Annotated in this window: 11 protein-coding genes; 10 read left to right on the forward strand and 1 reads right to left on the reverse strand. The window is 56.3% G+C overall.

Features of this window, described 5'->3' with window-relative positions; all coding sequences use genetic code 11:
- The first annotated feature begins 26 nt into the window (after positions 1-26).
- The 5 genes from GQR90_RS10475 to tdh all read left to right on the forward strand — a co-directional run bounded on the left by GQR90_RS10475 (position 27) and on the right by tdh (position 6,675).
- A complete protein-coding gene (locus GQR90_RS10475; RefSeq protein ID WP_158774061.1) occupies positions 27-263 on the forward strand; it encodes a hypothetical protein in 237 nt (78 codons plus the stop codon).
- 307 nt (positions 264-570) lie between these two features.
- On the forward strand, positions 571-2,289 hold the full coding sequence (locus tag GQR90_RS10480; RefSeq protein ID WP_233266227.1) for a BCCT family transporter: 1,719 nt from the start codon (positions 571-573) through the stop codon (positions 2,287-2,289).
- Between the two features lie 385 nt (positions 2,290-2,674).
- Positions 2,675-4,141, forward strand: coding sequence for a BCCT family transporter (locus GQR90_RS10485; protein WP_233266229.1), 1,467 nt, complete (start codon positions 2,675-2,677; stop codon positions 4,139-4,141).
- Positions 4,142-4,426: 285 nt separating this feature from the next.
- Positions 4,427-5,653, forward strand: a complete 1,227-nt coding sequence (gene kbl, locus GQR90_RS10490) for a glycine C-acetyltransferase (protein WP_158774062.1) — start codon at positions 4,427-4,429, stop codon at positions 5,651-5,653.
- Positions 5,650-6,675 (forward strand): L-threonine 3-dehydrogenase, encoded by a 1,026-nt coding sequence (gene tdh / locus GQR90_RS10495; protein ID WP_158774063.1) that lies wholly within the window; start codon positions 5,650-5,652, stop codon positions 6,673-6,675. Before kbl ends, tdh begins: the two co-directional genes overlap by 4 nt.
- A gap of 14 nt (positions 6,676-6,689) precedes the next feature.
- On the opposite strand, the gene GQR90_RS10500 is transcribed toward tdh, so the two are convergent.
- Complete coding sequence (locus tag GQR90_RS10500) at positions 6,690-7,598, reverse strand: LysR substrate-binding domain-containing protein (RefSeq protein ID WP_199269407.1); 909 nt, start codon at positions 7,596-7,598, stop codon at positions 6,690-6,692.
- 105 nt (positions 7,599-7,703) lie between these two features.
- Here GQR90_RS10500 and GQR90_RS10505 point away from each other — a divergent pair, with 105 nt between their 5' ends.
- From GQR90_RS10505 to GQR90_RS10525, 5 genes are all read left to right on the forward strand, one after another.
- Positions 7,704-8,162, forward strand: coding sequence for a DoxX family protein (locus GQR90_RS10505; protein ID WP_158774064.1), 459 nt, complete (start codon positions 7,704-7,706; stop codon positions 8,160-8,162).
- 59 nt (positions 8,163-8,221) lie between these two features.
- Complete coding sequence (locus tag GQR90_RS10510; RefSeq protein WP_158774065.1) at positions 8,222-8,941, forward strand: pirin family protein; 720 nt, start codon at positions 8,222-8,224, stop codon at positions 8,939-8,941.
- Positions 8,942-9,110: 169 nt separating this feature from the next.
- Positions 9,111-9,536 (forward strand): YkvA family protein, encoded by a 426-nt coding sequence (locus GQR90_RS10515; protein ID WP_158774066.1) that lies wholly within the window; start codon positions 9,111-9,113, stop codon positions 9,534-9,536.
- Positions 9,537-9,699: 163 nt separating this feature from the next.
- Positions 9,700-10,368, forward strand: coding sequence for a hypothetical protein (locus GQR90_RS10520; protein ID WP_158774067.1), 669 nt, complete (start codon positions 9,700-9,702; stop codon positions 10,366-10,368).
- A 374-nt stretch (positions 10,369-10,742) separates the two neighbouring features.
- Positions 10,743-12,437, forward strand: a complete 1,695-nt coding sequence (locus GQR90_RS10525) for an L-lactate permease (RefSeq protein ID WP_158774068.1) — start codon at positions 10,743-10,745, stop codon at positions 12,435-12,437.
- The last annotated feature ends 99 nt before the right edge of the window (positions 12,438-12,536 follow it).

The following is a 12,536-nucleotide window of genomic DNA, read 5'->3' on the forward strand; positions in this document are numbered from 1 at the left end:
TCCAGAGTTGAGGTCGTGATGACCTGATGGATGATAACCCGGCAAGTAATGACCTGATGGATGATGATCCGGCAATTAATGACTTGATAGACGGCGAGCTGATAGTTGGCGATCTGATGAGTGATGAAAAGCAACGTGAACCCTCGTTCGCATCTGCGCCCACTCAGACCATTCAGATAACGACTCGTGGTATTCCTATGCACGACAGTAGCGAAAAAATGTCGACTAATGAAAATAAAAAGTCGCTTGAGGTTAAATTATAGCATTGCACCTTTCTAATCTGTCCATGTGCCCTCGACGTGCCGAACACATACGCAGGCTGCAATTCCGTGGTAACAGCGTTAGTTGACAATCAATTTTCCAGAATCTGTAGCCATGAAAACTTAATGTATCCATAATATATCGTAATGCTATGAATTTATTAGCATTGCGCCGAGATTTTCCGAAGCGTTCCTACACCTCATCGCGTTGCCCGATGAACAACAATAAAGGGTTGCCGATGTGCGGCTGATCCGCCTCAGTCGTTCAAGGGATCGCTGGCCCTATGTCCAGCCTGAACAGGAGTATTGTGTGACACCATCTCAACCTGATCCCACATCCCCAAAAGATGCTTCTCTGGATTCTGGCCCCGCCAGTGGTCCACGTCCCTACAACTCTCGGGACATGAGCCTGATGGTCGAAAAGACCGGCATGCTGAAAGGCATGCACAAGGGCATGACACTGACGTCCGCCGGTCTGCTGTTGCTCTTCGTGCTGGCTACTGGTCTGGCTCCCGACCTATCTTCCAGCCTCTTCGGTGCAGCCCGCGGCTGGATAGAAAACACCTTTGGCACCTATTACCTTGTCACCATGGTAGGTCTCATTGGGCTGTGCATCGCTCTCGTAATCTCCCCGTGGGGAAATCTGCGCCTTGGCACGCCGGAGAGTCGCCCCGAATTTTCACGCTTCACCTGGATATCGATGTTGCTCTCGGCAGGTGTCGGCATCGGGATTCTGTTCTTTGGTGTTGCCGAACCGCTGTTCTATTTCGACAACTCCGGTGGGTTTGGCTATCCGAACAATCCGCATGCGGATCTTGCCGGCCATCTGGCGATGGATCATGCCCGTGCCGTGGATGCCCTCAAGCTGGCCTTCTTCCACTGGGGCCTGCATGGCTGGGCGGTCTATGTCATCGTTGGCATGACACTCGCGTATTTCGCCTATCGCCGCGGCCTGCCACTCGCATTGCGCTCGGCGTTCTATCCGCTGATCGGTGACCGTATCTATGGCCCCATCGGGCATGCCGTGGACATTCTCGGGGTGCTGGGGTGCGTGTTCGGTATCGCTACCTCACTGGGGCTGGGTGTCAGCCAGATCGCGGTCGGCCTCAACCGTCTGACAGGCCTGGATTCCGGCATCTACACTCAGGTGGTGCTGATTGCGGTGATCTGCGCAATCTCGATCGCCTCTGCCGTCTCTGGCGTCAGCCGCGGCATACGTATCATCTCTGAGTTGAATGTCGGCGTGTCCGTCATCGTGGTGGGCAGTTTCCTGGTTGGCGGCCCGACGCTGTGGTTGATCAGCATGTTCGGCGAAACCGTCGTCGCCTATGTGCGTGACGTAGTGCCGATGGGGTTGTGGGTGGCGAGCACACCGGCTGAAGCGGATTGGCAAGATGCCTGGACGATCTTCTACTGGGCGTGGTGGCTGGCATGGGCACCATTCATCGGCCTGTTCATCGCCCGTATCTCCAAGGGACGTACCGTTCGAGAATTCATTCTCGGTGTGCTGATCGCCCCGCCGCTGATCATTTTCATCTGGCAGGCGCTGTTCGGAGGAACGGCACTTCATCAGGAACTGACCGCGGCGATGGGGCCTGGTACCGGTGAGTTGATGGGCATGATCCGCGACTGGAACCTCCCGGAAGCCTTGTTCGCCACTGCAGACACGCTGGTCAGCAATGACATCCTGAGCACCACCCTCTCTTCACTGTTGATCTTCCTGCTGGTCAGCTGGTTCATCACCAGCTCTGACTCCAGCACACTCGTGATCACCACCATCCTGTCGATGGGTGACGAAGAGCCGCTGGCACGTCACCGTATCTTCTGGGGTATCTCCATCGGTGTCGTCGCTGCCGTCCTGCTGGTGGCAGGAGGGTTGAAAGCCCTGCAGACGGTTCTCATGGCAGCTGCCTTGCCTGTCAGTGTCGTGATTCTGCTGATGACAGTCGGGTTGCTGGTCGCTCTCTGCGAAGAGTCGATGACGGCTTACAAGCGTCGCAAGGCTCGTCGCCAGACCGTCACTGACTGATCCTACTGACTGATGCCATGAACACGCTGACTGATTAGTCGATATTGCGTCACCAATCCCTGCCAGGCCTCGCGCCTTGCGGGGATTTTTTTCATGGCTCCCTGCACGCGAACCCCGCCACTGAATGAAGCATTAGCCCTCTTCGACTAACGTCTCGATCTACAAATATTACGATGTAGCTGTCGCTTAAAGGCAATTTTATGTCGCTTCAGTTCAAAATTGCTTCTGTCGTCAAGATAGTCTTGTGTCGCTATCGCCATAGACAGGAGCCCACCATCGGTCATTTCGCTCAGCAGTCCAATACGAACGCGCGTTGCAGTGCCAAGACATCCCTGACTGAAGCTACGACAACAATCATAACGAAGACATTCACAGGAGCCACACGATGACGTCCCCCACCTCTCATCCTGACGAGAACATGTCAGATACTGAAGCCGCCACATGCGGACTTGGTGCGTCGACAACCGCCAAGGAGCAGTACTTCACCTCGCTTGCCACGGTGGCAGTCATTGCCCTGCTCATTGGTGCGGCAGCCTTGTTCCCTACAGGCTTCCTGTCGGTGCTCGAGTCCATCAAGACCCATGTCATCGGCAACCTTGGCTTCATCTTTACCTGGCCAGCCTTTGCCGTGTCATTACTGATGGTGGCCGTATGCTTTACACCACTCGGCAAGCTGCGCTTTGGCGAAGGTCCGCCCGAGTTTCATACCCTGAGCTGGATGGGCATGCTGTTTGCCACCGGCATGGGCATTGGTCTGCTGACCTGGGGGGTACTGGAGCCGAAATACCATACCGATGCAGGCCAGAGCAGCGACATGGCATTGCTGAATGCCTTCAATCACTGGGGACTACTGGCCTGGGCTGGCTATCTGGCGATTGGTGCACTGTTTGCTCACGCCATGTACAACATGAAGATGACCAAGCCGGCGGAAGAACTGCTTGGTAACGGACTCTGGAGCAAGCTCAATCTGATCAGCCTGGTCGTCTCGACCGTCATCGGACTGTCACTGTCGTTTACCTACGCCACCATCCCGATTCAGCAAGGCCTTCAGAAACTGCTGGGCATCGATTTCAGCCCGACCCTCATCATCTGTGTACTGGCCGTGTGCGCCATCGTTTCCTCTGCATCTGGTCTCAAGCGAGGCATCAAGTGGCTGAGCAACTACAACACCCTATTCGCCATCATTTTGATGGTGGGAGTGCTGGTACTCACCGTGCCGGGCGACATCTTCTCGACCTTCCTGCGACTGGTGCCGGAATATCTGATCAAGTACCCCGCCATGGCGACGGACATCGGTATTGGGGATCCAGCGCGCAAGGCATGGCTGGCTGACTGGCTATATGCCTTTGAAGCCGCCTGGTATGGCTGGTTTATCTTCACCGGCGTATTCATTGCACGCATCTCGAAAGGTCGCACGCTACGCGGCATGGTACTGGGCGTGATGCTGGTACCGACACTGTTCTCCTGCCTGTGGTTCGTCGTCTTTGGTGTTGGCAGCTTGAGCCTCGGCGTCGATGACGTCTTCGCATTGATCGACACCATCGATGCCAGCGGCATTCTGTCTGTCGTGTTGACCATCAATATCCTGTTGTTCTTCATTACCAGCGCCGACTCTGCTGGACTGGTGTGCGAGATGTTGACCGTCAAGCGCTCACGCGCCCTCTGGATCATCGCCATGGCTGCACTGGCCATCGTGGTCAGCTGGTTGGGCGGTGATGTCTACAAGACCTTGTTGAGCCTTATCTCGGTCGCCGCGATACCCGTTGCCCTCGGTATCTTCGCGTTGGTCATTGCCTTCGTGATTCGCGTACGGCGTGAACGTGCCGGTACCGCGGTCATCACGAATCAGTAACCATCGTTAGAGAATCATCATCGACAATGGGTCGACATGCAGCGACTCCCTCACGGCCCTGCCCTCATTCGAGTGCAGGGCCGTGTCGTGTGGGCGGCCTTTCGATGACACGGAATCCAGGACTCGCTAAAAAAGCATCCGCAAATACTGAAATGGGTTGGACAGCCAGGACATTCCTGCTGATAGGGTGGATTGAGCGCTAAAGCAACGGCGAAACCCCACTATGCTGGAGATAATCGTCACGTTCTGTACGGCTCCAGCATTGCCCAACAACAGGAATCTGCCATGCCAGCCAGTTTCAATGAGCATCTCAACCGCCAGATCACCGAGCTAAACGAAGAAGGCCTCTACAAGCAGGAGCGCGAGCTTACCTCGCCTCAACGTGCCAGCATTCGGGTCGCCAGCGGAAAAGAGGGGGATGAGGTCATCAACTTCTGCGCCAACAACTATCTGGGTCTGGCTGATGATCCTGAGCTGGTCGCGGCGGCACATCAGGCGCTGGACCGCGATGGCTTCGGCATGTCGTCGGTACGCTTCATCTGCGGCACCCATCATCAGCATCGTGTGCTGGAAAGACGCCTCGCGAACTTCCTTGGCATGGACGATGCCATCCTGTACTCCTCGTGCTTTGATGCCAATGGCGGCCTGTTCGAGACGCTGTTCGGCCCTGAAGACGCCATCATCTCGGATGCCCTCAATCACGCCTCGATCATTGATGGCGTGCGTCTGTGCAAGGCAAAGCGCTATCGCTACGCCAACAATGACATGATTGAGCTTGAAGCCCGCCTCAAGGATGCTGACGCCGCCGGAGTGCGCTTCAAATTGATCGCCACCGATGGTGTCTTCTCGATGGATGGTGTGATCGCCAACCTAAAGGGCATCTGTGAAATGGCAGAGCGCTATAACGCGCTGGTGATGGTGGATGACTCTCACGCCACCGGCTTTGTTGGTGCCAACGGCCGTGGTAGCCACGAATATCATGCAGTGATGGACAAGGTGGACATCATCACCACCACCTTCGGCAAGGCGCTGGGCGGTGCCTCTGGCGGTGTGACAGCGGCACGCGGGCCGATTGTCGAGTGGCTACGTCAGCGCTCACGCCCTTATCTGTTCTCCAATTCGTTGGCGCCGCCGATTGTCGCAGCGACTCTCAAGGCGCTGGACAAGATTGAGGACAGTGGCGAGTCGCGCCAAATGCTGTGGGACAACGTCGAGCGCTTCCGCAGTGGCATGCAGGCTGCCGGCTTTACCCTCGCCGGAGCGGGTCACGCCATCATTCCCGTGATGCTGGGCGATGCGCGCCTCGCGGGGGAGTTCGCCAATCGCCTGCTTGATGTCGGCATCTACGTGATCGGCTTCTCTTACCCCGTCGTCCCCAAGGGACAGGCTCGGATTCGCACCCAGATTTCTGCTGCACATACACCAGAGCAGATTGATACCGCGATTGCTGCCTTCACGCGTATCGGCCGCGAGCTGGGCGTGATCAACACGTCACCGGGAGAACGTTCATGAAGGCGCTAGCCAAGCTCAGACCAGAACCGGGCATCTGGATGACCGATACGGCGATACCGGAAATCGGCCATAACGATGCGCTGATCAAGATCCGCAAGACGGCCATCTGTGGCACTGACATGCACATCTTCCAGTGGGATGAGTGGTCACAGAACACCGTACCAATCCCGATGGTGACCGGACATGAGTACGCGGGTGAAATCGTCGCACTGGGCAGTGAAGTGCGCGGTTTCGAGATTGGCGATCGCGTCTCCGGCGAAGGGCACATCACCTGCGGACATTGCCGTAACTGCCGCGCGGGGCGTCGCCATCTGTGCCGCAATACCGAGGGCGTCGGCGTCAACCGCCCCGGTGCCTTTGCCGAATATCTCGCCCTGCCCGCCTACAACCTATTCAAGCTGCCGGATGAGATCAGTGATGACTTGGCCGCCATCTTTGATCCCTTTGGCAATGCCGTGCATACGGCACTGGCCTTCGATGTGGTTGGCGAGGATGTATTGATCACCGGCGCTGGACCCATTGGCATCATGGCAGCAGCAGTGGTGAGGCACATCGGTGCGCGCCATGTCGTGATCACGGATGTAAACGACTACCGGCTGGCCCTGGCCAGGAAGATGGGGGCAACGCGCACCGTCAACGTCGATCGCGAATCACTCAAGAAGGTAATGGCAGAGCTACACATGCACGAAGGCTTTGATGTGGTGCTGGAGATGTCCGGCGTGCCGTCAGCCGTGAGTCAGATGCTCGATGTCATCAATCATGGCGGCAAGATTGCCATGCTGGGCATCCCGCCCGGCGAGATGGCCATCGACTGGACCAAGGTCATCTTCAAGGGTCTGACCATCAAGGGCATCTATGGCCGTGAGATGTTCGAGACCTGGTACAAGATGGCCAGTTTGATCCAATCGGGGCTGGATCTATCGCCCATCATTACCCATCGCCTACCTATCGACGACTTCGAGCAGGGCTTCGAGATCATGGGCTCGGGGCAATCAGGCAAGGTCATACTCGATTGGGGCTAGTCACTCCTCCCCTTTTATAGACCGAATGCCGTGCTCATACCCGGCGCACAGAGACGCTCTATGAACCATTTGAGCGCCTTGCCCTGGCGACCACTGCGCCAGGCGATAGACAGACTAATCGGCACGCGTTCCATCTCCAGTGCCAATACCTCAAGACTGCCGGTCGCAATCTGCTCTCTCACGCGATGCAGCGGAAGATAGCCCACTCCCAGCCCCTTGGCCTGAATCTCGATCTTCTGAGCGATGGTCGGCACGATGATCTGACTACGCCCGTCCAGCAGTCCCGATGAAAGGCTTGGCAGATTGCGTGTGCTGTCTGCCACCACCACCGTCGGATAATCCTGCAGAGACGTGACGGATAATGGCTGCGACAAACGAGTCAACGGGTGACCACTGGCAACGGCAAAGACCAGCGACACCTCACCCAATGGTTGGCTTGCCAATCCTGAGACCGGTGCTTCGCCTGGCGCGCCAATCACGAGATCACAGCGATTATCATGTAGCGCATCCCACGCCCCGCTCAACACTTCCTCGCTCAGTACCACTCGTGTCCGTGGCTGGATGGCTTGGAATTCCTCCAGCAACGGGTAGAGTCCTTCTGGCTCAATGATAGAGTCGATACAGATACGCAGCTCGACTTCCCATCCGGCCCCGGACTGGCGAGCCAATGCCGTCATTTCTTCGGTGGCCAGCAGGATTCGGCGACCATGCTCGAGCACCAGCCGCCCGGCCTCGGTCATTGCTGCGCGACGTCGAGAGCGATCAAACAACGGCACGCCCATCTCTTCCTCAAGCTTCTGTACGGTGTAGGACACCGCCGAGGGCACACGATTAAGTGACTCGGCAGCAGAGGCAAAACTGCCGCGCCGATCAATGGCATCCAGTACGCGCAGTGCATCCAGAGTGATGGGTGATGTCATCATTCAAAAAATTTGACCTTTTAGATCAAAAACCTCCGTTATTTTTTCATTATGTCAGTCTTTATAGTGCATCCATTGATCAAGAACACTCACTCAATGGAGAACATCATGTCCACACCTTCCCTATTCAAGTCTATGCTTTCTCGTCTGCTGAGTACTGATGACAACGTCGCCAGCCTGATACTGCGCGTGCCCACCGGCATCATCTTCATGGCGCACGGTGCGCAAAAGCTGTTCGGCGCTTTCGGCGGTTATGGCCTGGAAGGCACTGGGCAGTGGATGGCCTCCCTTGGTATCGAGCCCGGCTATCTGATGGCGCTGATGTCTGGCAGTGCTGAATTCTTCGGCGGTCTCGCCATTCTGATAGGTCTGCTGACCCGCCCTGCTGCCGCGGTACTAGCCTTTACCATGTTGATCGCCATTCTCACCGTTCATATCAGCAATGGTCTGTTTGCCAGCAACAATGGCTATGAGTACGCACTGGCACTGATGACCACCTCGGTCGCCCTGGCACTACTGGGCGGCGGCAAGGCCTCACTGGATCGGCTGCTATTCTCGGCTCGATAACTCACCGCGAAGACTCGCCGATTGATGCCCCTCCCCGTTCACACAGATGAGGACTCGTCATGATGTACCTACGTCGTAACAATGAGCGCGGCCACGCCAGATTCGACTGGCTCGAAAGCCGTCACAGCTTTTCCTTTGCCAGCTACTACGATCCCGCGCATATGGGGGTTTCGGTGCTACGCGTCATCAATGACGATATCGTGGCACCAGGTACGGGATTTGATGCCCACCCGCATCGCGATATGGAAATCATCAGCTACGTGCTACAAGGCAGCATCGAGCATCGCGATACGCTGGGCTCGCACCGAAAGCTGAGTGCAGGTGAAGTACAGGTGATGAGCGCCGGCATTGGCGTTGAGCACAGCGAATACAACGTTTCAGAGCATGATTCGCTGCACTTCCTGCAAATCTGGATCACGCCGAATATCAAAGGGCTGACGCCGCGCTATCAGCAGCAACCTTTTGAGCCCACGCCTGGTCTGCAGCTATTGATCGCACCAGCAAATGACAAGACTGGCGCCGATAACGCTAACGCTGACGTGCTAAGCATCAATCAGGACGCACGGATGTATCGCGTCCAGCTTGATGGGCAAGATCTTGAACTGCCACAGCGCCCACATCGTGTCTATTACCTGCATGTCATCGAAGGCCAGGTAAGTTTGCAAGGCGAAACCCTGAAGGCGGGCGATGCAGCCGCGGTCAATACGAAGCAAGACGCGCCACTGGTACTGAGCGGCGCACAATCCCTGCATGCCTTACTGTTCGATCTACCGGCCTGAGTCGACGGAACACCATATCGAACATAAGCGTCACGATGATCGACTGCGTGGGGCAGAATAGTCATAGGGTGAACTCACTCACGACTAATCTGTCCCACCTTTCAGTATTCTAGTGTCGAGCCTTTCGGGGCCAATGACGCAGACGATCATCTTCACAGGAGGACGTGTCATGACAGCCAACACTCGTACCCCCGCCATCATTCAGGCAGACAAGGCCGAACCCGCCAGGCACGCGGAGAGAGTCTCTGACGCTCAGGCAAATCTTCATGTGCACGCTGATGCCTATTCCACTGCAGGCTTCTGGAATAAAGTCTCGAACGTGGCGAAAAAGGCTGGCAAGACGGTGCTGAATCCTGCCTTTCGCATGTACTTTGCGGCACAGGACCCCGACACTCCCATCTGGGCCAGAACGACCATCTATGGCGCATTGGGTTACTTCATCTCGCCGATTGATGCACTGCCGGATTTCACTCCTCTGCTGGGCTATACGGATGACCTCACCCTGATGGCCGGTGCCGTGGCCATCGTGGCAGCCCACATCAAACAGGAGCACGCCGAGCGGGCCGATAAAGTGCTCAAGCGCTGGTTCAACTAACATCGCCCATTCTTGCTTTGCCACGTGCATGGAAGGGGTGAAATGCATTACCCGCACCACGATCAGTCACTGACCGTCGGCATGGTATCCTGATCGCCGCTGCAGAATCGCGATTCAACCCCCAAATTCACGAGCCAGAGATATTAACGCTCAGGAAACCTCCATGACATTGATGAAAACCGCACTCGCGGGTCTGGCGATGCTCCTGATGACAGGCTGCGCTTCACGAGCGCAGATTGATGTTCCCGTAGTACAGCCCGTGCAGACTCAGGCCTACGAGCACAAGGCATTTTTTCCCGATATCTATTACAGCCAGCCTGAAGCCAACCTGTTTTCCGGTGCTGCTCAACAAGCCATGCAACCGCTTGGCAACGTCAGGCTATCGCACGTCTGTTCGCCGGCCATGACCAATTTCGATCAGCTGCTTCGTGAGCAACTCCCCAGCACATCGAGCATCACTCATGATGCTCGCGCGGGCGATTACCGCCTGCAGGTCGAGATCATGGCACACGAAAACAGAGGGCCAGTCTATCTTGACTATCTAATGGCAATAAATCTGCCCATGAACCTGCTGACCTTTGGCATCGCCAATGAAGATTTCGACATCATTGCAGATTTCAATGTCGAATATCGACTATATGACAAGGACGAAAAGCTGCTGTTCAGCAAGGATTATACCGTCAGGGATTCTGTGCCTCACCAGGCCGGTAACTTCGACATTGGAAATCGGATTTTCCTGCCCGCGCAGAACATGATGACGAAGTATCTGTTATTGACCATGAACGACTTCTTCAACAATGCCAGCCGGCCTCTGCCCGCAACAGGCACCTGAACAGTCGCCAGTACACAATGGACAATCTGAGCACTCAACGCCTCGTCTGCCTCGCAGCCGGGGCGCTTTCAATCACGCAAACACATCGTGAGATGGGCATTGAATCGCCGACAGATGCCTTACAGCCATGCTATTAGTCTAATCATCTTGCCGACCCGTGAGATGAATTTGCAGATCAAAAATCAATTATTTCATAAAATACAAACACTTGGGCCTATAAAAACGCAGAAACACGACTGGTATTACCAGATGGCCTCCAGTAGCAGAAACAAATCGACTCTCTTACCTTGAACTAGCATCAGACGTATAAACATTTTTCGTTTACTCACAACAATAATGACGTTCGCTGCGCCAAATGATGGAGAGTGCTGCACATGAATCAGTCGCTACTGGCTCTACTGGCCTTTGTGCCATTACTGCTCGCTGGAGTTCTATTGATCGGCTTCCGCATGGCCGCCCGCCTCGCCATGCCCATCGTCTTCGTGGTCACGGCGCTCATCGCGTTGCTGGCGTGGGACATGACCTTCAATCGCGTACTGGCCTCCTCGTTGCAGGGGTTGATTCTGACCATCGCCATCCTGTGGATCATCTTCGGCGCCCTGCTGCTGCTGAATACACTCAAGCACTCCGGCGGCATCGCTGCGATTCGCAACGGTTTCTCCGGTATCAGTCCTGATCGCCGAGTGCAGGCCATCATCGTCGCCTGGCTGTTCGGTTGCTTTATCGAAGGGGCCTCCGGATTCGGCACACCTGCTGCCGTTGCGGCTCCCTTGATGGTGGCGCTGGGCTTCCCTGCGCTGGCCGCCGTTGTCGTTGGCATGATGGTGCAATCAACGCCGGTCTCCTTCGGCGCAGTCGGTACACCCATCGTCGTCGGGGTATCTGGGGGACTCAACAAGGCAGGTGTCAGCGAAACACTGACCAGCAATGGCTCCAGCTGGGATAGCTACTTCCAGTTGATCACCTCTGAAGTCGCCATCACCCACGGCATCATCGGCATCTGCATGCCGTTGATCATGGTCGCTGTGATGGTGCGCTTCTTCGGGGCCAATCGCTCCTGGCGCGAGGGACTCGAAGTGGCACCGTTCGCGCTGTTCGCCGGCGTCTGTTTCGTCGTGCCCTATGTGCTGGCCGGCGTGCTGCTGGGGCCGGAATTTCCCTCGATGATCGGCGCCATGGTCGGACTGGCCATCGTCGTGCCTGCTGCTCGCAAGGGCTTCCTGCTACCCGCCACCACCTGGGACTTCCCGAAAGTCGAAAGCTGGCCCCAGGAATGGATCGGCAAGCTGGATATGACGCTGGAGCCCGTAGAAGGTCGCAAGCCACTGTCCGTCGGCATGGGCTGGATGCCCTATGTGCTTCTAGCAGTCTTGCTGGTGCTATCTCGCGTCATCACTCCCTTGAAAGATGCACTGACCTCCCTGAGCTTCGGCTGGAACAGCATTCTAGGGGAAAGTGACATTTCCGGAAGCCTGCAACCGCTATATCTGCCCGGCGGTATCCTGGTCGTGGTGGTCTTGCTGACCACCGTGCTTCACCGGATGCGCATGAAGGATGTCGGTGCTGCAGTCTCGGAGTCCAGCCGCACGATTCTGGGCGCTGGCTTCGTACTGCTGTTCACCATCCCGATGGTGCGCATCCTGATCAACTCGGGCGTCAATGAGGCGGACCTGGTCTCGATGCCCGTCGCGATGGCACAGTTCATTGCCGATAGCGTCGGCGACATCTATCCGCTATTTGCGCCAGCTGTCGGCGCGCTCGGTGCCTTCATCGCCGGTTCCAATACCGTCTCCAATCTGATGCTGGCTGACTTCCAGTTCAACGTCGCCGAAGCCCTTGGCCTCTCCAGCGCCATGATGGTCGCGCTACAGGCCGTGGGCGCGGCTGCCGGCAACATGATCGCCATCCATAACGTGGTCGCCGCTTCTGCCACGGTTGGCCTACTGGGGCGAGAAGGCATAACACTGAGAAAGACGATTCTACCGACGCTCTACTACGTCATCTTCGCCGGCATCATCGGCATGATTGCCTTCCATGGCATCGGAGTCGTGGATGGATTGATGAAGTAATGATCAGAGGCGTGCCATGGGGAGTGCTTTGAAGACCATGGCGCAATCTCGCTAAACGAAGACGGGGGCCTTTATAGGCCCCCGTCTTCGTTTCATCCT

This window comes from Cobetia sp. L2A1 (genome assembly GCF_009796845.1).
Lineage (GTDB): Bacteria > Pseudomonadota > Gammaproteobacteria > Pseudomonadales > Halomonadaceae > Cobetia.